Origin of the sequence: Pantoea sp. BL1 (assembly GCF_000963985.1) — a bacterium.
Lineage (GTDB): Bacteria > Pseudomonadota > Gammaproteobacteria > Enterobacterales > Enterobacteriaceae > Pantoea > Pantoea rwandensis_B.
The window spans coordinates 54,129-78,124 of the sequence record NZ_JZRH01000043.1; the positions used below are offsets into that span (position 1 = coordinate 54,129).

22 protein-coding genes are annotated in these 23,996 nt (G+C 55.0%); 11 read left to right on the forward strand and 11 right to left on the reverse strand.

What is annotated here, in order from left to right; all coding sequences use genetic code 11:
• Nucleotides 1–32: 32 nt before the first annotated feature.
• Nucleotides 33–608, reverse strand: coding sequence for a Fe-S biogenesis protein NfuA (gene nfuA / locus VH86_RS18710; RefSeq protein WP_034819678.1), 576 nt, complete (start codon nt 606–608; stop codon nt 33–35).
• A gap of 58 nt (nt 609–666) precedes the next feature.
• Nucleotides 667–1,344 (reverse strand): phosphoribosyltransferase family protein, encoded by a 678-nt coding sequence (locus VH86_RS18715; RefSeq protein WP_045833775.1) that lies wholly within the window; start codon nt 1,342–1,344, stop codon nt 667–669.
• Nucleotides 1,345–1,378: 34 nt separating this feature from the next.
• On the opposite strand from VH86_RS18715, the gene bioH reads away from it, so the two are divergent.
• Nucleotides 1,379–2,155 (forward strand): pimeloyl-ACP methyl ester esterase BioH, encoded by a 777-nt coding sequence (bioH, locus tag VH86_RS18720; RefSeq protein ID WP_045814072.1) that lies wholly within the window; start codon nt 1,379–1,381, stop codon nt 2,153–2,155.
• Nucleotides 2,156–2,305: 150 nt separating this feature from the next.
• Nucleotides 2,306–2,575 carry a DUF1471 domain-containing protein gene (locus tag VH86_RS18725; protein ID WP_034820058.1) on the forward strand — a complete coding sequence of 90 codons (270 nt, stop codon included), beginning with the start codon at nt 2,306–2,308 and terminating at the stop codon, nt 2,573–2,575.
• On the opposite strand, the gene VH86_RS18730 is transcribed toward VH86_RS18725, so the two are convergent.
• The gene (locus tag VH86_RS18730) at nt 2,576–4,264 is read right to left on the reverse strand and encodes an alpha-amylase family glycosyl hydrolase (RefSeq protein WP_045833776.1); all 1,689 of its coding nucleotides are present in this window, start codon (nt 4,262–4,264) and stop codon (nt 2,576–2,578) included. It abuts the gene before it with no gap.
• Nucleotides 4,265–4,391: 127 nt separating this feature from the next.
• Nucleotides 4,392–6,722, reverse strand: a complete 2,331-nt coding sequence (locus VH86_RS18735) for a Tex family protein (RefSeq protein WP_045833805.1) — start codon at nt 6,720–6,722, stop codon at nt 4,392–4,394.
• A 204-nt stretch (nt 6,723–6,926) separates the two neighbouring features.
• On the opposite strand from VH86_RS18735, the gene greB reads away from it, so the two are divergent.
• Nucleotides 6,927–7,415, forward strand: coding sequence for a transcription elongation factor GreB (greB, locus tag VH86_RS18740; RefSeq protein WP_045833777.1), 489 nt, complete (start codon nt 6,927–6,929; stop codon nt 7,413–7,415).
• A 123-nt stretch (nt 7,416–7,538) separates the two neighbouring features.
• Here greB and yjbE read toward each other — a convergent pair whose 3' ends face one another.
• The gene (gene yjbE / locus VH86_RS18745) at nt 7,539–7,781 is read right to left on the reverse strand and encodes an exopolysaccharide production protein YjbE (protein ID WP_045814069.1); all 243 of its coding nucleotides are present in this window, start codon (nt 7,779–7,781) and stop codon (nt 7,539–7,541) included.
• A gap of 514 nt (nt 7,782–8,295) precedes the next feature.
• Here yjbE and ompR point away from each other — a divergent pair.
• Both ompR and envZ read left to right on the forward strand, forming a co-directional pair.
• Nucleotides 8,296–9,015 carry a two-component system response regulator OmpR gene (gene ompR, locus VH86_RS18750; RefSeq protein ID WP_001157751.1) on the forward strand — a complete coding sequence of 240 codons (720 nt, stop codon included), beginning with the start codon at nt 8,296–8,298 and terminating at the stop codon, nt 9,013–9,015.
• Entirely contained in the window at nt 9,012–10,370 is a 1,359-nt protein-coding gene (gene envZ / locus VH86_RS18755) for a two-component system sensor histidine kinase EnvZ (RefSeq protein WP_034819650.1), read from the forward strand. Before ompR ends, envZ begins: the two co-directional genes overlap by 4 nt.
• Before the next feature lie 70 nt (nt 10,371–10,440).
• On the opposite strand, the gene pckA is transcribed toward envZ, so the two are convergent.
• The 5 genes from pckA to VH86_RS18780 all read right to left on the reverse strand — a co-directional run bounded on the left by pckA (nt 10,441) and on the right by VH86_RS18780 (nt 16,505).
• Nucleotides 10,441–12,060 (reverse strand): phosphoenolpyruvate carboxykinase (ATP), encoded by a 1,620-nt coding sequence (gene pckA / locus VH86_RS18760; protein WP_045833778.1) that lies wholly within the window; start codon nt 12,058–12,060, stop codon nt 10,441–10,443.
• A gap of 270 nt (nt 12,061–12,330) precedes the next feature.
• Nucleotides 12,331–13,203, reverse strand: coding sequence for an Hsp33 family molecular chaperone HslO (gene hslO, locus VH86_RS18765; protein ID WP_045833779.1), 873 nt, complete (start codon nt 13,201–13,203; stop codon nt 12,331–12,333).
• Nucleotides 13,204–13,228: 25 nt separating this feature from the next.
• Complete coding sequence (gene hslR / locus VH86_RS18770) at nt 13,229–13,630, reverse strand: ribosome-associated heat shock protein Hsp15 (RefSeq protein WP_038644272.1); 402 nt, start codon at nt 13,628–13,630, stop codon at nt 13,229–13,231.
• Between the two features lie 13 nt (nt 13,631–13,643).
• Nucleotides 13,644–14,312: a GMP/IMP nucleotidase gene (gene yrfG / locus VH86_RS18775; RefSeq protein ID WP_038644273.1), complete on the reverse strand. Its 669-nt coding sequence runs from the start codon at nt 14,310–14,312 to the stop codon at nt 13,644–13,646.
• Nucleotides 14,313–14,363: 51 nt separating this feature from the next.
• Nucleotides 14,364–16,505, reverse strand: a complete 2,142-nt coding sequence (locus VH86_RS18780) for an intracellular growth attenuator family protein (RefSeq protein WP_045833780.1) — start codon at nt 16,503–16,505, stop codon at nt 14,364–14,366.
• A gap of 397 nt (nt 16,506–16,902) precedes the next feature.
• Between VH86_RS18780 and nudE the strand changes: the two genes are divergently transcribed.
• Entirely contained in the window at nt 16,903–17,469 is a 567-nt protein-coding gene (gene nudE / locus VH86_RS18785) for an ADP compounds hydrolase NudE (RefSeq protein ID WP_038644276.1), read from the forward strand.
• 49 nt (nt 17,470–17,518) lie between these two features.
• On the opposite strand, the gene mrcA is transcribed toward nudE, so the two are convergent.
• The gene (gene mrcA, locus VH86_RS18790; protein ID WP_045833781.1) at nt 17,519–20,068 is read right to left on the reverse strand and encodes a peptidoglycan glycosyltransferase/peptidoglycan DD-transpeptidase MrcA; all 2,550 of its coding nucleotides are present in this window, start codon (nt 20,066–20,068) and stop codon (nt 17,519–17,521) included.
• 241 nt (nt 20,069–20,309) lie between these two features.
• On the opposite strand from mrcA, the gene pilM reads away from it, so the two are divergent.
• Genes pilM through hofQ form a run of 5 tightly spaced genes read left to right on the forward strand, consistent with a single transcriptional unit; the run spans nt 20,310 to nt 23,719 of the window.
• Nucleotides 20,310–21,119, forward strand: coding sequence for a pilus assembly protein PilM (pilM, locus tag VH86_RS18795; protein WP_045833782.1), 810 nt, complete (start codon nt 20,310–20,312; stop codon nt 21,117–21,119).
• Nucleotides 21,116–21,661 carry a PilN domain-containing protein gene (locus tag VH86_RS18800; RefSeq protein WP_231647289.1) on the forward strand — a complete coding sequence of 182 codons (546 nt, stop codon included), beginning with the start codon at nt 21,116–21,118 and terminating at the stop codon, nt 21,659–21,661. The genes pilM and VH86_RS18800 overlap by 4 nt, the downstream gene beginning before the upstream one ends.
• Entirely contained in the window at nt 21,654–22,148 is a 495-nt protein-coding gene (locus tag VH86_RS18805) for a hypothetical protein (RefSeq protein WP_045833783.1), read from the forward strand. Before VH86_RS18800 ends, VH86_RS18805 begins: the two co-directional genes overlap by 8 nt.
• Nucleotides 22,138–22,497 (forward strand): HofP DNA utilization family protein, encoded by a 360-nt coding sequence (locus VH86_RS18810; RefSeq protein ID WP_045833784.1) that lies wholly within the window; start codon nt 22,138–22,140, stop codon nt 22,495–22,497. The genes VH86_RS18805 and VH86_RS18810 overlap by 11 nt, the downstream gene beginning before the upstream one ends.
• A complete protein-coding gene (hofQ, locus tag VH86_RS18815; RefSeq protein WP_072050626.1) occupies nt 22,460–23,719 on the forward strand; it encodes a DNA uptake porin HofQ in 1,260 nt (419 codons plus the stop codon). The genes VH86_RS18810 and hofQ overlap by 38 nt, the downstream gene beginning before the upstream one ends.
• Nucleotides 23,720–23,996 lie beyond the last annotated feature (277 nt).

Genomic DNA, 23,996 nt, shown 5'->3' on the forward strand with positions numbered 1-23,996 from the left:
TGCGGCAGCTCGGGTGCGCTGCCGCAAGAAAATCAGTAGTAAGAGTGCTCGCCGCGCTGGTGTTCAGTGAGGTCACGCACACCTTTCAGCTCAGGGAACGCTGCCAGCAGCTCTTTCTCGATGCCATCTTTCAGCGTGACGTCGATCATTGAACAGCCGTTACAGCCGCCGCCAAACTGCAGAATCGCGTAACCGTCATCGGTGATTTCCATCAGGGATACACGACCACCGTGACCAGCCAGCTGTGGGTTGATCTGCGCTTGCAGCAAATACTCCACACGCTCAACCATTGGCGCATCATCCGACACTTTGCGCATCTTGGCGTTTGGCGCTTTCAGCGTCAGCTGGGAACCGAGGTTATCGGTGACAAAATCGATCTCAGCATCTTCCAGATAAGGCGCGCTCAGCTCATCAACATAGGCTGACAGCTTTTCGAACTTCATTTCAGTATCAGTGGCTTCTACTGCATCGGGTGGGCAGTAAGAAACACCGCATTCAGCGGTTGGCGTACCCGGATTAATGACGAATACGCGAATTTGTGTGCCATCTTCTTGTTTTGACAGCAATTTCGAGAAGTGCTCTTGCGCAGCATCAGTAATAACGATCATGGCGATTGCTCAATAGTTGACTAAATTACTTGGTTATAATACGCCCAACGCCGACGCTCTACAAGGTACGGCACAGGCAGCCAATATGCACGCTGGCCGCGCCTTGCGCCAGCAAAATGCGGCTGATTTCTGCCACCGTGCTTCCGGTGGTCACCACATCGTCGATGAGCAGGATATGGCGTCCGCGCACCGGCATTTCAAGGGAAAAGGCCCCGCGCAGATTCTTTTTCCGCGCCGAAGCGCGCAACGCATGCTGGACCAACCCCCGCCGTCTGCGGCGCACCCCGGCACGATATTCACAACCTAGCCAGCGTGCCAGTGGTTTTGCCAGCAGCTCAGCCTGATTATAGCCACGCTGCCAGGCACGACGCCGATGTAACGGCACACTCAACACCAAATCGATGCGCGGCGTCAGGTTAACGCGGCGACTATTTAACAATTTTAACAAAAGTAGCCGCGCCAGCATCACTCTGAGTGCGGTTGCCCGAGAAAATTTCAGCTGGATGACCCAATCACTCAGCGGCGGCAGGTAATCACTAACGCAGGTCAGGCTGTGCCACGGCGGTGGGCGACGCAGACAGCGACCGCACAATCGGGTGCCGCTGGCCGGCAGTGCACAGCAGGGGCAGATCGCGGGCAGCGCCGGGATTTGTTGCACACAGCGGCTGCATAGCCCATGTCTGGCAATCTGTAATGGCAGGCGGCATAGCCAACACAGGGCAGGGATTGATAGCATAGCGGCCTCTTTTCACTTTTCGGGAGTGTAACCGATGAGTTCGCTTTACTGGCACACCACAGGCACGGGCGATCGCGATCTTGTGCTGCTGCACGGTTGGGGATTGAATGCCGAAGTGTGGCAGAACATTGTTCCACGACTCAGCCCGCATTTTCGTCTGCACCTGGTGGATCTGCCCGGCTTTGGCCGCAGCCAGGGATTTGGTGCACTGACCTTAGCCGACATGGCTCAACAGCTGGTTCCACAACTGCCTGAGCGTGCAGTGTTGCTCGGTTGGTCGCTTGGGGGACTGGTTGCCAGCCAGATTGCACTGACGCAGCCTGAACGTGTCACCGCGCTGATTAGCGTGGCATCGTCGCCCTGTTTTACCGCGCACGAGGATTGGCCAGGCATCAAGCCTGAGACGCTGGAGAGCTTCCAGCAGCAGTTGAGCAATGATTTCCAGCGCACCGTAGAACGTTTCCTGGCCTTGCAAACCATGGGTACGGAAAACGCTCGCCAGGATGCACGTCAGCTCAAAGACGTGGTGCTATCGCAGCCAATGCCTTCGGTCGCGGTGCTGGAAGGTGGACTGGAGATATTGCGTGAAGTGGATCTGCGCGCGCAGCTGCCGCAGCTGACAATGCCTTTTATGCGTCTGTATGGATCGCTGGATGGATTAGTCCCGCGTCGCATTGCAAAGCAGTTAAATGAGGCGTTGCCGTGCTCACCTGCAGTTGTGATGGAAAAAGCGGCACATGCGCCATTTATCTCGCACCCTGACACATTTTGTCAGCATATTATCTATTTTATCCAAGCGGTTAGCCGTTAAATCTATTGCGGCAGTGGCAATTCTTTCATCAGCGGTAATACTTTTGACGTGAGCTGAGCTGCTTCGCGGTGTGATCTTTTGCTATCTCGCCTGTTGTGCTTCGCAGCCGCTGACATCTCAATAATGCAAAAAATGGATGAGGATAATGCTATGAAGATGATGAAATGGGCAGTGGCTTCTCTGGTGATGAGTGCGGTGTCGTTTTCAGCGTTCGCCGCAAAGGAAGTGACTAAAGAAGAAGTGCAAAAAATGAATCTGGAGAAAATCGGTACGGTGACCACCACGGCGGAGACCACTTCACCGATGGATGCGAAGCGCGAACTCTCCAAAGCGGCCGATGAGAAAGGCGGCAAATACTTTCTGGTGATCGCAGGCCGCGAACATGGCAAGTTCAGCGCCACGGCGGATGTTTATAAATAATCAGCCACGCAGCCACATAAATTGCCACGCAGCCAGTGTCATCGGCTGGCTGCCGTCGATCTTCTCGCCGCTGATCACATCCTGAAAATGCCGTGTCTGTGGCAGATGCGTGGTGACTTCCCGGCTGCTGAGATTAAATACGCACAAGAGCCCGTCATCACTACCTGGCGCATGCCGCCGCAACATCAGCACGGTATTTTCACTCTCCAGTAGCGTCATCGTATTATCCGGGTGAAACGCACTCTGGCGGGTGCGCAGCTGGATCAATGCGCTGAGTCGTTCATACACCTGCTGACGTAACGGGTCATCGCCGCTGATCCACTGTTCCATTTCACGCAAACTGTATTTCTGGCGATTGATGGCGCGGTTGTGTCCTGCCGCGCGCACGCCTTCATTGTCGTTGCGCGATCCCAGAATACTTTGGATATAGATGGCCGGCACGCCCGGAAAGGCGAGCAGAATGGCATGTGCCAGCAGGAAGCGACGCAGACGTGTGTCATCGTCATCATTCTGTTGGTTGAGAGCATCGAAATAGGTGACGTTAATTTCGTAAGGGCTGGTGGTGCCATCGGGATTATTTTTATAAGACACCAGCGCCCCTTCCAGCGCCAAATCTCGCACCAGTGCTACGATCTCCACTTCAGACAAAATACCGCGCGCAGGATTGAGGCCAATGCCATCGTGCGAGGCAAGGAAGTTGAAGAAAGTGGTGGTGCCGTTACTGGTGCCCAGCGTGCTGGCCCATTGGCGCAGCGCGCGTGCGGATCCTGAATGAATGGCATGCAGCACCAGCGGCGGCAGTGAAAACTGATACACCATCTGCGCTTCGTCGCGCCCGTTACCAAAATAGCTGATGTTGTCCTTGTGCGGCACATTGGTTTCCGTGACGATCACCGTGCCCGGTGCGACTTCGTTAGCGATGGCGCGAAACAGCTTCACCAGTTGGTGGGTCTTGGGCAGGTGAATACAATTTGTACCCGGCGTTTTCCACATATATCCCACCGCATCGAGACGAACGTAATCGGCGCCTTTGTTCAGGTAATCCAGCAATACGTCGACCATGCAAATCAGCACTTCAGGATTGGCAAAGTTAAGGTCGATTTGATCAGCGCTAAATGTGGTCCAGATAAAGCGTGTCTCACCATCGGCCATCTCGAACGGGGTGAGCAGCGGCGAGGTGCGGGGACGCGTCACGGCGCTGAGATCGGTGGCCGGCGGCATGCTGATAAAAAAGTCATCCCAGCCGGGATCCTGCGCCAAAAAGTGGCGAAACCATTGGCTGTGCGCCGACATATGGTTGCAGACAAAATCGAACATCAGCCGGGTTTCACTGTGCAGCGCCGCAATATGCTGCCACTCGCCACAAAGAGGATTCACCTGGTGATAATCAATCACGGAGAAGCCATCGTCGGAAGAGTAGGGAAAAAACGGCAGCAGATGGACCAGGCTGAAAGTGGATTGCAGATGCTGCTGATAGAAGTGCGAGAAGCTGGCAAGCGTGGGCTTATCGGGTTCACGGAACTGATCGGCGTAGCTGATCAATACCACATCCTTCTCATCCCAGTGGGCTTTGCGCGGCAGCTTAGCGGTATCTCGCGCTGCACGAATGTGGGAAAGCAGACGCTCACGTGCGGCGACGGGGAAGCGGCCTGCGTAAATCTCATCAAGTAGGGCGTTGATTATGTCCATCAGATCGTCGGGCCACGCGGAAGGTCATTTTTTCACACGGATTTTTTCAGCGTAGACGGATGAGGGGATTTATCAAATGTGTACGCGCGGAGCGAAGCCGCCTCCGCGCGTTATTCAGGGCTGGGCGTTAGCGTTTTTTGCCAAATGCTGCTGCCAGCGCATCACCCATCGCGCTGTTGCCTGCAGGTGCATTGGCAGGTTTACCGCGTCCTTTGCTGTTAGCGGCGGGACGTGCATTCTCTTTGCCGCTGCTGCGGTTATTGCCGCCGCGCGCATTGCTCTCGCCGGGCTGCTCGTCAAGACGCATGGTGAGGGCGATGCGTTTACGCTGCATATCCACTTCCATCACCTTCACTTTGACGATATCGCCCGCTTTCACCACCTGATGGGGATCTTCGACGAACTTGTCTGACAGTGAAGAGATGTGCACCAGACCATCCTGATGCACGCCGATATCCACGAAAGCACCAAAGTTGGTGACGTTGGTGACCGCGCCTTCCAGAATCATGCCCGGCAGCAGATCGTTCAGCGTTTCCACGCCTTCGGCAAACTGCGCGGTTTTGAATTCCGGACGGGGATCGCGCCCGGGTTTCTCCAGCTCTTTCATGATGTCGGTGACGGTTGGCAGACCAAAACGCTCGTCGGTGAAGTCGCGCGCGTTGAGATCGCGCAACCCACCCGGGTTGCCCATCAGTTCGCTTAGAGCCTGTTCAGTCGCGGCCAGAATACGTTCGACCAGCGGGTAAGCTTCCGGGTGCACGGTGGAGGCGTCCAGCGGATTATCGCCGTGATTGATGCGCAGGAAGCCGGCGCACTGCTCGTAAGCTTTTGGCCCAAGACGGCTGACTTTCAGCAGCTGCTGGCGATTCTGGAAGCGGCCGTTCTCATCGCGCCAGGTGACAATGTTCTGCGCCATCATGCGGGTTAAGCCAGCCACGCGCGTCAGCAAGGCGACTGAAGCGGTATTCAGATCCACGCCGACGGCGTTTACGCAGTCTTCCACCACCGCGTCCAGCTTCTTCGCTAGCTGGCTTTGGCTCACATCATGCTGATACTGGCCGACGCCGATGGATTTCGGATCGATTTTCACCAGTTCGGCCAGCGGATCCTGCAAGCGACGCGCAATGGAGACGGCGCCGCGAATGGAAACATCCAGGTCCGGAAACTCCAGCGCGGCCAGTTCAGATGCGGAATAGACCGATGCGCCAGCCTCACTGACAATCACTTTCTGTGCGTTGATCTGCGGGAACTGCTTCTGCACGTCGAGGAAGAAACGCTCGGTTTCACGTGAAGCGGTACCGTTACCAATCGCCACCAACTCCACCTGGTGTTTGATGCACAGCGCTGCCACAGCCGATGCGGCTTTCGCCACCTGTCCGGTGTGCGGATAGATGGTGTCATGTGCCACCAGTTTGCCCGTGGCATCCACCACCGCGACTTTCACGCCGGTACGCAGGCCCGGATCGAGGCCCATGGTGGCGCGCATGCCTGCCGGAGCCGCCATCAGCAAATCGTGCAGATTGCGGGCGAATACGTTAATCGCTTCATCTTCTGCGCGTTCGCGAATGGTGCCCATCAATTCGGTTTCGAGATGCAGCAGCACTTTGATGCGCCAGGTCCAGCTCACCACCGCTTTACGCCAGCTGTCTGCCGGAGCATTGTTCAGACGCAGTTGCAGATGATCGGCGATCAGCGTTTCACCGTGGCTTTCGCGCGGCGCTTCTTCGAATTGTGGATCGGCGTTCAGAGAGAGTTGCAGCACGCCTTCATTGCGACCACGGAACATCGCTAGCGCACGGTGGGAAGGGACGGTGCTGAGAGGTTCGTGGTGATCGAAGTAGTCGCGGAATTTCGCGCCCTCTTCCTCTTTATCTTCCACCACACGAGCCACCAGATGCGCGTTTTTCCACAGATAATCACGCACTTTTGCCAGCAGCGTGGCGTCTTCGGCAAAACGTTCCATCAGGATATAACGTGCGCCATCCAGCGCTGCGCGCACATCGGCGACGCCTTTATCCGCATCCACAAAGTTTGCAGCCAATGACTCGGGTTCCTGAGAAGGATCGCTCCATAGCGTTTCAGCCAGTGGCTCCAGGCCCGCTTCGATGGCGATCTGCCCACGCGTGCGACGTTTCTGCTTATACGGCAGATACAGATCTTCCAGTTCAGTTTTGTTCAGCGTGCCATTGATGGCCGTGGCGAGTTCTGGGGTGAGTTTGCCCTGCTCATCGATGGATTTCAGAATTGACTGGCGGCGATCTTCCAGCTCACGCAGATAGCCAAGGCGGCTCTCCAGCTGACGCAACTGGGTATCATCCAGCCCACCGGTCACTTCCTTACGATAACGTGCGATAAATGGCACGGTGTTCCCTTCATCCAGCAAGCGTACAGCGGCGTCAACCTGGTCGGCGCGTGCCTTCAGCTCACTTGCGATAATCTGGCTCAGTGAATCTTTCATCATCATTAACAATGCTTACACAGGGTTGGAAAATAGGGGACAGTTATACGGATTGGGGCGGCAAATTGCCAGCCGGGGACAGGCGAATCCGTCTTTTTCTGAATGCAGCACGCACATCGCTGCGCACACCTTGCTGATAGCAATGCAGTCGCTTATTGTTGGCCTCTTTGCTGTAAAGACACATTGTTGCCACGAGTAGATGTTATGAAAACCCAACTGATTACCCGCGAAGGCTATAACAAATTACGTGCCGAGCACGACCATTTGTGGAACGAAAAGCGTCCGGAAATCACCAAAATTGTCTCCTGGGCGGCCAGCCTTGGCGATCGTTCGGAAAACGCCGATTACACCTATAACAAACGCCTGTTGCGGCAGATTGACCGCCGTGTACGCTATCTGCGCAAGTGCCTCGCCGATCTGAAAATTGTCGATTATGCGCCGCAACAGGAAGGAAAGGTGTTCTTTGGTGCCTGGGTTGAGGTGGAAAATGAACAGGGTGATGCAAAGCGGTTTCGCATTGTGGGGCCGGATGAAATCTATGGCGATGCGGTTAAGGATTACATCTCCATTGATTCACCGATGGCCCGTGCGCTGATCAAGAAAGAGGTGGATGACGAAGTGGTGGTGAATACCCCAGAAGGACAGAAGGTTTGGTTTGTTAACCGCATCGAGTACGTGAAAAACCCAGAGTAAAAAGAGGCGGAGAATAATGGCTTGGGTAAAAAAGCCTTGGGTGCAACTTATTCTCCGGTGGCGAAAGGGGCTGGCAGTAAGAGGGGGAAGCGCCGCAGCCTTGCCGCGCCTGAAACGTTCGGATTATTTTCCTGGTGTGGTCGCAGTGGTGGTCGATGTGCTGCTGGTACCTTTGTCGCCGCCGCCCATGGTCGCTAATGCCACACCCAGTAAAGCACCTACCGCACCCACGCCAATCGCATCTGAGTTGCCTTTGGCAGTGGTGGAAGCCTGGGCTCCCGCCGCTTCGCCCGCGTTAGTGGCAGCATGAGCCTGAGAAAGGCTGACCAGCACCAGTGCACTCAGCAAGACCGCAGTTTTTTTCATTTTTCTCTCTCCAAAGATGCGCAATTTCAGCAGGAACCCTTGCAGTTTCTGAGATCGTTATGCGGGAAGAAAGTGCTGATGAGTAACTGATTAATCAGACTTTATTTAACGCTGGCCTTATCAGGCGCGAGATGCGTATTGTTCCGAGAGCAGATGAGCACTGAAAACGAAAAGAGCCAGATATTATGCTGCGAACGATCGCCTATCGAACGATTCTGGCCTGCCGACTTAAGTCAAATGGTCCCAAATGCTGTGATAACGAGCGGTCTGTGGCCTGGTGATCCATTTTCGAAAAGAAAACCACGGAAATTTTCGGATTAGCGCTAAGCGGCTGGAAAGCCCCGATAAAAAGCGGGAGACAACGCGCATTTCAGGGCTTAAATTAGATATAAGCTGCTGTTTAATATGCTTTGTAACAATTTCGGCTAGAATATAAACCATTAATAACTGTCACATGCAGGCATCTTTTTTACACAATATTGACTCAGGCAATGGCGCCTTTGGGAGTTGAACAATGCAAGAGAACTACAAAATTCTGGTCGTCGATGATGATATGCGTTTGCGCGCACTGCTCGAACGTTATCTCACCGAGCAGGGCTTTCAGGTGCGCAGTGTCGCCAACGCCGAGCAGATGGATCGTCTGCTGACCCGTGAATCATTCCATTTAATGGTGCTGGATCTGATGTTGCCAGGCGAAGATGGCTTGTCCATTTGCCGCCGTTTGCGCAGCCAGAGCAACCCGATGCCGATCATTATGGTGACGGCAAAAGGCGAAGAAGTGGATCGTATTGTCGGACTGGAAATCGGTGCTGATGACTACATTCCTAAGCCGTTCAACCCACGTGAACTGCTGGCCCGTATTCGTGCCGTGCTGCGCCGTCAGGCCAATGAATTGCCAGGTGCGCCTTCACAGGAAGAAGCGGTTATCGCCTTTGGTAAGTTCAAACTGAACCTCGGCACGCGTGAAATGTTCCGTGAAGATGAGCCAATGCCGTTGACCAGTGGTGAGTTTGCGGTGTTGAAAGCGCTGGTGAGCCATCCGCGTGAACCGTTATCACGCGATAAGCTGATGAACCTGGCGCGTGGCCGTGAATACAGTGCGATGGAACGTTCTATCGACGTGCAGATTTCCCGTCTGCGTCGCATGGTAGAAGAAGATCCGGCGCATCCGCGCTACATCCAGACCGTTTGGGGTCTTGGCTACGTCTTCGTTCCGGACGGCAGTAAAGCATGAGGCGATTGCGCTTCTCTCCTCGCAGTTCGTTTGCCCGCACCCTGTTATTGATCGTTACCTTGCTGTTCGTCAGCCTGGTAACGACCTATCTGGTGGTGTTGAATTTCGCCATTCTTCCCAGTTTGCAGCAGTTCAATAAAGTCCTCGCCTACGAAGTGCGTATGTTGATGACCGATCGACTGCAGCTGGAAGATGGCACGCAACTGGAAGTGCCACCTGCCTTCCGGCGTGAAATTTATCGTGAACTGGGTATTTCGTTGTACACCAACGCAGCGGCAGAAGAGAGTGGCCTGCGCTGGGCACAGCATTACGAATTCCTTAGCGAGCAGATGGCGCAACAGCTGGGTGGCCCGACTGATGTCCGTGTCGAGGTTAACAAGAATTCCCCCGTGGTCTGGCTGAAAACCTGGTTGTCGCCAGACATCTGGGTGCGTGTACCGCTGACTGAAATCCATCAGGGCGATTTCTCGCCACTGTTCCGCTACACCCTGGCGATTATGTTGCTGGCGATCGGCGGGGCCTGGCTGTTTATCCGTATTCAGAACCGACCCCTGGTCGACCTGGAGCACGCAGCGCTTCAGGTCGGTAAAGGCATCATTCCTCCTCCTCTGCGTGAGTATGGCGCATCGGAAGTGCGTTCCGTCACCCGAGCCTTTAACCAGATGGCGGCGGGCGTCAAACAGCTCGCCGATGACCGTACGCTGCTGATGGCGGGGGTGAGCCATGATTTGCGCACCCCCTTAACACGCATTCGTCTCGCCACCGAGATGATGAGTGAACAGGATGGCTATCTGGCCGAGTCGATCAATAAAGATATCGAAGAGTGCAACGCCATCATCGAGCAGTTCATCGACTATCTGCGTACAGGGCAGGAGATGCAGACCGAACGCGCCGATCTCAACAGCGTGCTAGGTGAAGTGGTGGCGGCGGAAAGCGGCTATGAGCGTGAGATTGAGAATGCGGTGATGCCGGAAGAGTTGATGCTGGATATCAACCCGCTGTCGATTAAGCGTGCCGTGGCGAATCTGGTAGTGAATGCCGCGCGTTATGGTAACGGCTGGATCAAAGTCAGCAGCGGTCAGGAACTCAATCGCGCCTGGTTCCAGGTGGAAGATGATGGTCCGGGTATTAAACCCGATCAGCTTCAGCATCTGTTCCAGCCCTTTGTACGTGGCGATAGCGCACGCAGCACCAGCGGCACCGGCTTAGGGCTGGCGATTGTGCAGCGTATTATCGATGCGCATGAAGGCTCGCTGGAGATAGGTGAGAGCGAGCATGGCGGATTGCGCATTCGCGCGTGGTTGCCGATTCCGGAAAATAACAGTACAGCGTTAGTCAGTACGCATCACAGTTAATGCCTCGCTCAGATCGATGCAACGCGTTGGACTTCGTATCAATGAGCCGCCATTTGGCGGCTCATTCACATCACAACTGCGGCCCAGCCTGAACCAGCGCCTTGCCTGCATCGTTATCAGTATACTTCTCAAAGTTGGTGACAAAACGCTGCGCCAGCCCCTGCGCTGCCTCCTGCCACGCGGCTTCATCCGGCCAGCTACGACGTGGATCCAGAATCGCGTCATCGACTTGCGCCAGGGTCGCTGGCATCTGCAGGTTAAATACCGGTAGCGTTTCCGTCGCTACGTCGTCCAGCTCACCCGCCAGAATCGCATTGATGATGGCGCGGGTATCTTTCAGTGAAATACGTTTACCGCTGCCATTCCAACCGGTATTCACCAGATACGCTTTTGCACCCGCTGCTTCCATGCGCTTCACCAGCACATCGGAATATTGCGTTGGATGCAACGTCAGGAAGGCCGCGCCAAAACAGGCTGAGAACGTCGGCGTTGGCTGGGTGACACCGCGCTCGGTGCCGGCCAGTTTGGCGGTAAAACCCGACAGGAAGTGATACTGGGTTTGTTCCGGTGTCAGGCGTGAAACCGGCGGCAGCACACCAAAGGCATCAGCGGTCAGGAAAATAACGCGTTGCGCATGGCCCGCTTTGGAGACCGGCTGCACGATGTTTTCAATATGCTCAATGGGGTAGGAAACACGGGTGTTTTCAGTTTTGCTGGCATCAGCATAATCAACGCTGCCATCTGCCCGCACCACGACGTTCTCCAGCAGGGCATCACGGCGGATAGCGCGATAGATCTCCGGCTCAGCTTTCTCCGACAGATTGATGGTTTTGGCGTAGCAGCCACCTTCGAAGTTGAAGACACCATCATCGTCCCAACCGTGTTCGTCATCGCCAATCAGCTGGCGGTCGGGATCGGTGGACAGCGTGGTTTTACCGGTGCCAGACAGGCCGAAGAATACCGCAACGTCACCCGCTTTACCCACGTTCGCCGAGCAGTGCATTGACGCGATGCCTTTCAGCGGCAACAGGTAGTTCATGATGGCGAACAAACCTTTTTTCATCTCGCCGCCGTACCAGGTGCCACCAATCAGCTGCATGCGTTCGGTGAGGTTAAAGGCGACAAAGTTCTCCGAGTGCAGCCCCTGAACCTGCCAGTCTGGGTTGGTACACTGCGCGGCGTTCATCACCACAAAATCCGGTTTAAAGGAGGCCAGCTCGGCTTCATCAGGGCGGATAAACATGTTTTTGACGAAATGCGCCTGCCAGGCCACTTCCATCACAAAGCGCACGCTCAGGCGGGTATTCGGATTCGCGCCGCAGAAGGCGTCGATAACAAACAGACGTTTGCCAGAGAGTTGCGCCGTGCAGCGATCTTTCAGCGCCTGCCAGGTGTCCTGCGACAGCGGCTGGTTGTCATTTTTGCCGTTTCCAACGTCATTCCACCATAAGGTGTCACGCGTGGTGTCATCGCGCACGATGTACTTATCTTTTGGCGAACGCCCGGTAAAGATGCCGGTATCCACGGCAATGGCGCCGCTTTGCGTCAGGGTGCCGCGCGCATAACCTTCCAGTTCCGGGCGGGTTTCTTCCTGAAACAGCGTATCAAAGTCAGGGTTGTACACCACTTCTGTGGTGTTGCTGATGCCCAAAGCGGCAAGGGCTTGCGATGTCAGGCCGTGAACGCGCATGTGGCTGCTCCTTAAATCGGTGCTTCATAGCATTTTTATGAGAGATTCTGCGTTCTGCCGCGCATAGCCGGACAGGGCAGATCGCGCGCAGTGTACACGTCTGAGCAGGGCGTAAAAGTGAGGAGAGTTAAAAATGCGAGCTGGAACGTGACAAGCAGAGAAATCCGCCACTTAAGAAACTAAAGTCAGTATAAGGTAGTTAATTTTCGCGAAAAAGTGATGAGTTCATTCCTGACAGGAATGCGGGCGGCGATGCCGCCCGTAGGGGGATTAGTGCAATTGATCGCTGTTAGGCGTTGGTGCGTTACGAATGGCAGCAATGTCTACAGCATCATAAACATAGTGCGAGCCACAATAATCGCAGTGCATATCGATCTTGCCATCCTCTTCGAGAATTTCGTCCACTTCTTCAACCGGCAGCGTGTTTAATACTTCGCCACAGCGTTCACGTGAACAGGTGCATTTGAAGCTGACCGGCGTCGGATCAAACACCGTGGCTTCTTCCTGGTGATACAAGCGCCACAGCACATCCGTCGCGGGCAGCTCAATCAGCTCTTCGCTCTTCACGGTTTCGGTCAGAGTGGCCAGATGGTTAAAATCATCCTGGCTCGGCTCTTGTGCAGGCAGAACCTGCAACAGAATACCGGCGGCGCCTTTATCGCTGGTACGAATAAACAGGCGAGTTGGCAACTGCTCAGAACGCATGAAGTAATCTTCCAGGCACCCAGCCAGCGTATCGGCTTCCAGACCGACGACGCCCTGATAACGCTCGCCTTTTTCCGGAGAAATGGTGATGACCAGATAGCCGTTGCCTACCATCTCTTTCAGGCTGCTGCCCGGTGCAATGTCGGCATCTTCCTTCACGCGTGCAACGCCACGTAATTCCTGTTTGTTGTTGCCGTTGATCACCGCCAATGTCAGTGGACCATCGCCCTGTAACTGAACGGTGATGTCGCCATCGAATTTCAGCGTTGCGGTCAACAAGCTGGTCGCGACCAGCAATTCACCCAGCAGGTTTTTCACCGGTTCGGCGTAGTCGTGGTTTTTGACAATCTCACGCCAGGTTTCGGATACGTTGACCAGCTCGCCGCGAACGGCGACATTTTCGAACAGGTAACGGTGCAGTTGATCTTGAACAGACATAGTGTTTCTCTCGTTGGGGCGACGGTTATTCATCGCCCGACAATTTAAATTTCATCAGATCGCGGCGCTCTTTTTTATCCGGGCGGCGATCGGGGTGCGGCATGGTCAGGGCATTCATTTTGCGCGCCAGTGCCGTTTTTTCACGCTTCTCAATGCTGGCGGCGGTCTCCGCATACATTGCTTGCGCTTCAGTGGCTGGGCGGCGTTGATCGCCTATGGCGGTGATCACCACCGTTCGCTCATCGTTACCCTGGCGCAGCGTTAGCTCGGCCTGCAATTCCACGATTTTACTCGGTTTGCTGCGCTGGCCGTTGTAATGCACTTTACCGCCATCGATCATTTCGCGAGCCAGCGCGCGCGTTTTATAAAAACGCGCAGCCCACAGCCATTTATCGAGGCGGACACCTTCGCTGGTTTTTTCTTTCATTGCGGCTCCTGCTTTAACGCAGCGTTTCACACAACTGGCGATAGTCTCGCACTGCAGCATGACGCTGGAAAGATTGATCGGGCCGACCGGAATCCGGATTGCTGACGCCTAAACACCAGCGAATGCCCCAGCGTGCCGCTGCATCAAGGATCGCTTCGCTATCATCAATGAACAGCGTGCGTTCGCTATCGAATGCAGTTTGCTGCTGCACGGCCTGCCAGAGACGTGGATCCTCTTTCGGATACCCAAAGGTATGGGTAGAAAGTAATAAATCAAGGTGGGGAGCCAAACCGGTTTGCTCCAGCTTTACCTCGAGGTTGTACGGATGCGCATTGGTCAGCAAGATGGTGCGTTTACCCGCAGCACGCAGTGCCTGGAGTAGCGGCAGCGTATCCTCGCGCATGGCCGCACGGTGGCGCTTTTCCCATGTCATGGCGCGGATATCCAAGGCCAGTTCTTGCGACCAGTAATCAAGACAATACCAGTTTAGCGTATGCACCACGGCTTGATACTTTTGCTGAATCAGCTGGTGTGCTTCGGCCAGCGTGATATCTCGCTCGCGGCTCAGGGTTTCCGGAACGTGCTCCAGCCAGAAATGGCGGTCAAAGGCGAGATCGAGCAGCGTGCCATCCATATCCAGCAGCACGGTATCAATCCCGGACCAGTTTAGCGTCATCGTCATACTCTCTCGCCCTAAAAAACAGGGCGACAGGGTAGCACAGAAGGGAAGGGCTCAGAACAGTGAGCGCACGCTCTGCATAGTGCTCAGATTGTGATTGAAGCACTTGTCGTAATACTGCTGAATTTCAACCATGCGCAGGCGATTACGATGCACACGTCGCAGTGCCAGCAGCCCATTGGCGACGCCGCAGAGGATCAGCACCAGCATCAATAATGCGGTACCGAGGTATCGCCATTGCGCCATCGCATCCGGTTCATTGTGCAACGCAATGTGGCGTGTGCCGTTAGCGTCAGTGGTGATGCTGGTAATAATGCCGTTGGCAGCAAACGGCGTGTGCAACAGCATGCCGGACATGCGTTGCAATTCGCGCCATTGCGACGGCGCATCAAGATCAAACAGCGACACGGAAGGCTGTGGCTGGTTCACCATCTGACGGCCTTCATCACTCATTATCAGGAAGCCGCCCGGTGGTGGGCTATTCAGATTTTCTGCTGCACGACGGGTTTCACGCGAGAAGAAGGTCGAGGTCGCGGTATTCACCAGGTTCTCCAGCGCTTCCGCACTGACCGGGCGTAACAGCACGTTCATGCCGTTAAGCTTGCCGGAATCAGCGCGGTGGATCAGTGAATCCCAATCCTTAGCATTGCCCAGATTCACCAGGGCATTTTTCAGCCGGACGCAATCTTGCTGCTGGCTGCAGAGATCCTGTGTTTTCAGCACTAAATCAGAGAAATCATCCAGCAGAATCATGCCCGATTTCTGAATCGCGGAGGCGAGCTGTGGATTGAGTTTCGGATCGGTGTTGGTTTCCGGATGCAGCTGACGTGTGGTGGTATCAAGCAGAGCGGCAGCTTTATCGATGATATTTGACTGCGGCTGCGGCAGAGGTGCTGCGTTATTCCAGTAAATGGCTGAGCAGTCGAACGGCATATACGCATAGCTGCGATTGCTTTGATAGTTGCCCGGTACGGAACACATGCCGGTTCCACTCACCTTCAGGTTGTCACCGATGTGCAGCGGCAGGGCGTTGAGTTTATCCACGCTATTCACTTCAATGCTTTCGGTGCCTTTTACCCATGCGAGGCTGAGCTTGATCGGCATACTGAGCGGAATCCAGGTAAACAGCATCACCAGGACCACCAGCGAACCACAAGCCAGAACCAGATTTTTGCGCCAGCGCTGAACCGGGAAATTGCGAACCTCATCGTGCAGTGAGAGGAAACGCCCCTGGCGCACCACTTGCCGATTCAGATAGATGTCGACATCCGTCACCTGGCCCAAATCGTGCGCCACATAGGGTTGCCAGTGGGCGGGATAAATTAAATCGATAATGCCCAGCGAGATATTGCTCTGCTCCTGATTGGATTCACCAAACAGGCCCCAGCGTTTCGGTGCTCCGCGCAAGCAGTGCACATCGCGCAGCCCTTTTTCACCCGGGAAGCGGTAAAGGAACCACAAGCTAACCGCGATCATTGCGCAGGCTGGCAGGGCAATCCACACCATCAGGCTTCCGGGCAGCACCAGGCTGAGGAAGAACAGCAGGAAGGCAAAGCAGATAACAATGGCCTCGCGCGTGCCATCTGGCCGCGATAGGCGGTACTCTTCCGGCGATTCTTTACGCACCTGCAGCAACTCGACATTTTCGCTCTCCTCTTTACGAATAGAGGCGTTGGTCGACATTGAACGCACCATCGGCGGCAAGGCGGGTTGTTCTACGGCATAATTCACTAACGAGTTACCGTTGAGTGAGATCACCAGTGGCAGCGTTTGTGTGCGGATCAGCTCAACATAATTCTCTTCCGCAATGTACTGCTCCCACAGCGGTGGCAGATGCACTTCCACTTCATCGAGGTAGTAGCGCCATTGATGCGCATCATCCGTTGAGAGGCCATAGCGAGTGATGGAACGCGTGACGGGATAAACATTGTTGCTCTGCGCCGTGAGCGTCAGGCATTCGGTCTCACGCGACTTCTTTGAGGAGCGGGCAGTATTCTGTTTTTGCTGTTTCGCCAGGGACGCAATGTACGCTTCAACGGCGAGACGTTCTTCATCAGTGAGTTTGCGGCAGGGGGGACTAATAAACGGCAGCGGTTTCGCCAACGGCGGACGATGCCGCATAGCGTACCAATAACCTATTCCTGCTATCAGAGAGCAGGCCAGCATGACAGCCAGAATGATGATAAAAGTGCTCATGCTTTGCTCAATCCAGCCAAAAAACTGCCTTCACGTTTACGATGTGCTCCCGGTGGAACCATTATTACCAGTCAATTTTGGCGAGCAGAAGTCATTCTTACAAGAAAAAACTCAGATAAAATAACGCACAAAATCATTGAATTATAATTTGTTAGATTATTCCTTAATGGGATGTTAACCACAGGACACTCAATTAAATATCGGTATTTTCTGAATTTAACAAAACCCCATTGACTTATTGTGAAAATTTAAGTGTATAGATAACAATAAGTTGTTAGCAGACGTAAGCAAATGTGTGTCACGATGCTTTCCCTGCGCTGCGTGTCGCACATTGCTGCGGGCTTCGGTATGCTGGCGTCATCGCGATTCACAAGGCTGTGCTAAGTTTGAGGCTGATATGAAAACTCCAATGAAAAAACCTGACATCCTCAACGTGGAAGCGGTGGCCCGCTCCCGCTTGTTTACTATTGAAGCGGTTGATCTCGCTTTCAGTAACGGTGCACGCCGTGTCTATGAGCGTATGAAACCTTCCAACCGGGAAGCGGTGATGATTGTGCCGATTCTGGGTGATGATGTGATCCTGATTCAGGAATATGCCGTAGGGCTGGAAAGCTATGAGTTGGGTTTTCCTAAGGGGTTAATCGACCCAGGCGAAAGCGTGTTTGAAGCCGCAGACCGTGAGTTAAAAGAAGAAGCCGGCTTTGGTGCCCGAAAACTCGAAGCGCTGGGTAAACTCACTATGGCACCGTCTTACTTCTCCAGCAAAATGAACATTGTGGTGGCAGAAGGGCTGTATGAAGAGAAGCTGGAAGGGGATGAACCTGAACCGCTGATTGTTCACCGCTGGCCGCTCAATAACCTGCTGGCGTTGCTGGAAGAGCCAGATTTCCGTGAAGCCCGGAATGTCAGTGCGCTGTTCCTGGTGCGTGAGTGGCTGGTGAAGCAGGGTCGATTGACCTACTGAATACGACAAATATGCAATAAAAAAGCCGGCGAATACGCCGGCTTTTTTATCAGAACAGTTCGTGGCTTTGGCCGTTGTCCATGAGTGTGGTGCCCACATCATGCACTGAATACTCCGTTGGCTGAGTGCCATTGATGAAGTACTCCTGACGGGTATTGCCGCCACCGTTGGCCAGCTTGCCCGTACCGCGATCGATCGTCACTGTGACAACGCCATCTGGCGGTGTCAGCGGCTGTACCGGCACGCCATCCAGCGCAGATTTCATGTAATCATCCCAGGCTGGCTGAGCACTCTTCGCGCCGCCTTCATAGCCAGAAATCTGGTCAGGAATCGCACCTGACATGGTCGAGCGGCCCAGCGCGCGTGAATCATCGAAACCAATCCACACTGAGGTCACGACACCAGGGCCGTAACCAGAGAACCACGCATCCTTCGAGCTGTTAGTGGTACCGGTTTTTCCGCCGATATCGTTACGCTTCAGGTCACGACCCGCGCGCCAGCCTGTTCCCATCCAGCCGGGCTCACCGAACACGTTGGAGTTCAGTGCGCTTTTGATCAGGAACGACAGCGGCGTATTGATCACATGCGGAGCATATTGCTGATCACCTGCGGGTTGCGGCTGGGCAGGCACTTGCTCCAGCTCCGGCTGTGGCACCGCCTGATTTTGCGATTGATCGGAAGTCGCGACGTTTTCCACGCTCTCTTCGCTCAGCGCCAGCGATTTTTTGGTATCACCGTAGATCACCGGCAGATTGCACTGTGGGCAGGCAATCTTCGGTTTCTCTTCGAACACCACGCCGCCTTGTTCATTCTCAATTTTGGTAATGAAGTAAGGATCGACAAGGAAGCCGCCGTTAGCCATCACGGCATAACCGCGCACCACCTGCATTGGGGTAAACGAAGCCGCACCCAATGCCAGCGATTCGGTATGAATGATGTTCTGTGCAGGGAAGCCGAAGCGCTGCAGATACTCTGCGGCGTAATCCACACCCATCGCACGCATCGCACGTACCATCACCACGTTTTTCGACTCACCCAGGCCCTGACGCAAGCGGATAGGTCCCGCATAGGTCGGCGGGGAGTTTTTGGGGCGCCAGTCCGCTCCGGCACCCGCATCCCAACGTGAAATGGGCACATCGTTCAGTATGGAAGCCAGCGTCAGTCCACGGTCCATCGCGGCGGTATACAGGAACGGTTTGATGTTTGAACCGACCTGACGCAGTGCCTGTGTCGCGCGGTTAAACATACTCTGGTTGAAGTCAAAACCACCGACCAGCGCGCGTACCGCACCGTCTTCTGGATTGAGCGAGACGAGGGCCGAGTTGACCAGCGGCACCTGACCTAACCACCAGTCGTTATCGACTTTACGCACCCAAATCTGCTGGCCAGCCTGCAGTACCTGCGTCACGCTGCGGGGCGTAGGGCCTTGTAGCGTGTCGGATTTGTAAGGACGCGCCCAGCGAACGCCCGCCATACTCAGAGAGACGCTGCTGCCGTCTTTCATCATCGCGGTGGCTTCATCGGCCGTGGCCGTGGTCACCACGGCGGCATTCAGTGGGCCGTAGGTGGGCAGATCTTTCAGCGCGTTTTGAATGCGGCTCTTATCCCAGCTTGCTTCGCCCACTTTCCACAGCACGTTGGTCGGGCCGCGATAACCATGACGCATGTCATACGCCATCACGTTATTGCGAACAGCTTGTTGTGCGGCCTCCTGCAGATGACGCGTGACGGTGGTATACACCTTGTAGCCATCATCGTAAGCGGCGTCACCATAGCGTTTCACCATCTCCTGACGCACCATTTCGCTCAGATAAGGTGCGGAGAAGGCAATTTCGGGACCATGATAGGTTGCGACCAGCGGCGTGTTGCGCGCGTCATCATACTGCTGCTGCGTGATGTAATTCTGGTCGAGCATACGCGCCAGTACCACATTACGACGCGCCAGCGCGCGCGCATGAGAGTAAAGCGGGTTAAAGGTTGACGGTGCTTTCGGCAGACCGGCAATCATCGCCATCTCACTCAGTGAGAGCTGATCAACCGGCTTACCGAAGTAGACCTGTGCTGCCGCTCCGACACCATAGGCACGGTAACCGAGATAGATTTTGTTGAGGTAGAGCTCGAGGATTTCATCCTTGCTCAACAGCTGTTCAATGCGAATCGCCAGGAACGCTTCCTTGATCTTACGCATCAGCGTGCGTTCGGGGCTAAGGAAGAAGTTACGCGCCAGCTGTTGCGTGATGGTACTGGCACCCTGCGAAGCATGGCCGGACACCAGCGCGACGCTGGCGGCACGGAAAATGCCCACCGGATCGACGCCGTGGTGCTCATAGAAGCGGCTGTCTTCCGTTGCAATGAACGCTTTGATCAGCTCAGGCGGCATCTGTTGCAGGGTGAGCGGCACGCGGCGCTTCTCACCATACTGGGCGATCAGTTCGCCATCCGCGCTGTAAACCTGCATCGGGGTTTGCAAACGCACGTCTTTCAGCGTGTTCACATCGGGCAGCTGCGGCTCTATGTATTTGTACAAACCATAAACCGTGCCTGCTCCCAGCAGAATGCAACACACTGTAAGAATCAATAAATACTTTACGAACTTCACCTGAGAATTCCCATCTGTTGTCGTTTGGGCAGTTTATAAACAATCGCGCGGTAGTATAAAGGCAAGCCTGACGCTTTGATATACCCGTCATACTTCGAGCTGCAGCTGTGTCGGCTGCGCGAGCTTACCTTAGACGCTGACTTCAGTAAGCGCCTGAGCCATCGCTCGTTTTCGCCTTGCCGCGACTCGAATGATTTAGGGTATCTCTTTTTTTACCTTAAAAGATAAGGAGATCGCGCATATGGCTTTTCAGCGCTGGCAAATCGGATTGGACATCCAAAACGGGCAGCTCTGTGCCCTGGGCATTGAACGCCGACGTCATGGCTGGCAGTTACGCCATTGGTGGCAACAACCGCTGCCGCACGATACGTTACGCAACGGCGTGTTGCAAACTACCCCACTGTTACAGGAGATGTTGACGCGCTGGCAGCGTCATCTGCCGAAACGCTATTCACTGCGAGTTGGCTTGCCGCCGCAACTGGTGTTGCAGCGAACATTGCCGCTGCCAGAAACCTCGCTCAGTGAGCCGGCAATGAGCCGTTATGTGGCATCCTCGGCACCACGCCTGTTTCCGGTTGAACCCGCCACGCTGTCGATTGACTACCGCTCGGCACGTAATGCAACGCAACTGTGCATTACGGCGGCACGGCGTGAAGTGATTGCGCAGTGGCTGGCGCCGCTAAAGGAGGCTGGCCTGCGACCCGATGTCTTTGAACTGAGCAGCCTGGCGTTGACCCAAATCGCCATGCGCATGCCGCTGCATCGTGACCAACTTTTAATCCATCCGCTTAGCGATCACTGGCTATGGACGTTAGCCGGTGAGCCGGGCACTTCAGGCGCGGCCACAGAACCTCTAACGCTGGCGAAACTGCGTGAAACCTTCCCTCAGGCATCGTCCATCTTTTGCACCTCGGCCTTCAGCCTGGCTGAACCCAGCGTGACGCACTGCCGACCGCTTTCATTACTGCACTATCGGCAACCGCCACTGCCTGCGCAAGAAGGTGAGTTTGCTATCGCGCTCGGCCTGGCGCTGCGCCCGGAGGATGCATGATGCTGGCCGTCAATTTATTACCCTGGCGCGTGCAGTTGCAGCAGCGCCGCCGCCAGCAAAGTTTTTCCCTGTTGGGATGCGTCCTGCTGGCGACGGTAATGATGGTGCTGTCGTTATGGTGGCGCGGAAGCCAGGCACAAGGCCAGATGCACAGGACGTTGGCGGAGATCAGCCAACAGCATGAAGCGTTGCAACGCCAGTTGACGCAACAGCAACTGCTGCTGCAGCAACGCGATGAGCTATTAGAGGCGCAGCTGATACGGCAGCGTAAAAAGGATGAGCATCAGCGCTGGCAACAGTTCTGGCAGCGCTTGCCGATGTTGATGCTGGACACGCTTTGGCTCAAACGGGTGGAGCGGCGCCAGGGCATCTTGCTGTTCGAAGGGCAGGCGCAGAGCATGATGGCGATCCAGGATTTTCGTCATCAATTGATGAGGCAGCCGCTGTTTGCCACGGTAAAACCGGCCAGCGTGCAGCGCCAAACCGCTGGGCACTATCGATTTGTCTTGCGCGCGCGGATGCAGGAGAACATCGGTGAATGATGCATTGCAGCGCTGGCTCGCTTTAGCCTTGATGTGGCGCATTGCCTGCCTGTTGGGCATGTCTCTGCTGCTGTTGCTTTTGGCGTGGTGGGTTTTGCTGCGCCCGCAGCAACAGGCCCATGCTGCCCAATTACGCCAGCAGGCGGTGATGTCACAGCAGGTGATGCAGCGTCAGCAGCTATTGGCTGCACGACCTGCCATCAACGTGCTGGAACAAGAAATCGCACGGTTACAGCAAACCATTAGTGGCGTCACTGAGCAAGTTACGCTCGAAGCTTTGATCACCGAGCGTGACGATCAACTGGAAAGCTGGCTGCCGGATAATCAGCCACAGCAGTTACAGCTGCGGCTCGGCTGGACGCAATTTGTCCCGCTGTTTTCAGCGCTGTCATTGACTCGCCTGCCTGTACCGCAGCGCTTTGAACTCAAAGAAGAGCAGGGATCGCTGAACGCACAGCTGTGGCTGGAGGATGGAGATGCGCCATAGTGCATGGCTGTTAGTACTGTGGAGCGGCTTTACGCTGGCACGCGATCCCTTTCAGCCGCAGGCCGAGGTGCAATGTCGGATGCAGGTGGCTGAACCTGATGGCTGGCGGTTGCAGGGCATTATCGGTACTCCCACGCGCTATGTTGCCTGGCTACGCTCACCAGAAGGAAAAAACCATCGGCTTGGCCCTTCGGCTCGGTTACCGCGCTCAAGCTGGCAGGTGGCAGCGTTAACCGCGAATAGCATGACCTTGCATGTCGCGCAAAGCTGCCCACCGCAGCAAATCACCTGGTCTATAAAAGGAGGATATTATGAAATGGATGACACTACTGCTGTGCCTGAGTTTTAGCCTGCCCCTGCAGGCAAATGAGGAACGCTTAAGCCTGGTGTTTGATGATGCTCCCGTTGAACGTATTTTGCAGGCGCTGGCAGATTATCAACAAACCAACCTGCTGATTGCACCCGGCGTTGAAGGGCGATTATCACTGCGCCTGGAAAATGTAGGATGGGAGCGCGCACTGGCGCTGGTGACCCGGTTGGCAAAACTCACCGTGGTGCAGGAAGAGGGCGTGCTGCTGGTTTACCCCGAAAGCTGGCAACAGATGCAGACACAACAGGCGAAAACAGAACATGAGGAGCGGCAACAGCAACTTCCTCTCGAACAGCAGTCCGTCACGCTGCATTACGCCAATGCCAGCGATGTCTATCGTAGTCTGCAAGCGGAGCGTTCACTCCTCACTCCACGCGGCAGTGTCACGGTCGATAGCCGCACCAACAGCTTGTTATTGCGTGACACCGCCGCCGCGCTGCGTGATGCCTCGCGCTGGTTGCGCGCGCTGGATATGCCACTCGAACAGATCGAGTTGTCTGCCCACATCATCACTATCAATGAAGAACATCTGCGTGAGCTGGGGGTGAACTGGCACACCGCGCCTGCGCAAAGTGTGACGACGGCATTGCATCATCCACAACTGGCGATCCCATTGGCCGTGAATAGTCCTGCGTTGCGCGCGGGCGTCACGCTGGGGCAGGTTAGTGGGGAATTGTTGAATCTGGAACTCAGCGCGCTCGAGCAGGAGAACCAAATCGAAATCATCGCCAGTCCGCGGCTTTTTACCTCTCACCAGCAAACCGCTTCCATTAAACAGGGAACCGAAATTCCTTACGAGGTGAAGTCGGGCAGCAGTGGTGCAACGGCGATTGAATTTAAAGAGGCAGTGTTAGGGATGGAAGTGACGCCCATGGTGCTGGGGAATGGACGGATTCAGTTAAAACTGCGCTTAAGCCAGAACATGCCGGGGCGCAGCCTGAACGTGGGTGAAAGCAACGTGCTGAGTATTGATAAGCAGGAAATTGAAACGCAGGTGACGCTGCGTGATGGCGAAACGTTGGCGCTGGGCGGGATTTTCCAGCAACAGCGCATGCAGACCGAACAGCGTGTACCGTGGTTGGGTGAACTGCCCTTGCTGGGAACGCTGTTTCGTCAGCAAACCAAAGAACATAAAAAGAAGGAGTTGGTGATCTTCATTACCCCCAGACTGGTCAGGGAAGCAGCGCTTACTACCGGATAAAGCGGAAAATTCACTCTGATTTGCCATCTGCGTTGACGCAGGGCAGGAATTAGCTTACAAGGTTTAGCGATTTTTAAAATGGTGTAGCGGAACGCGGCAGGATAACCTTCCGATGGGCGTCAGTCACAAGCGATACTGGCGTCAGAATATATTTTCCCTAAATAATTCGAGTTAAAGCACGGCGGTGAAAGCGTTAATTCCTAAGCTTATATCTGTAAGTTTAAGGGACGCGAAGACACGGCCAGCGCGCATGGTGCTTGAAGTGTGAGGGAAAACA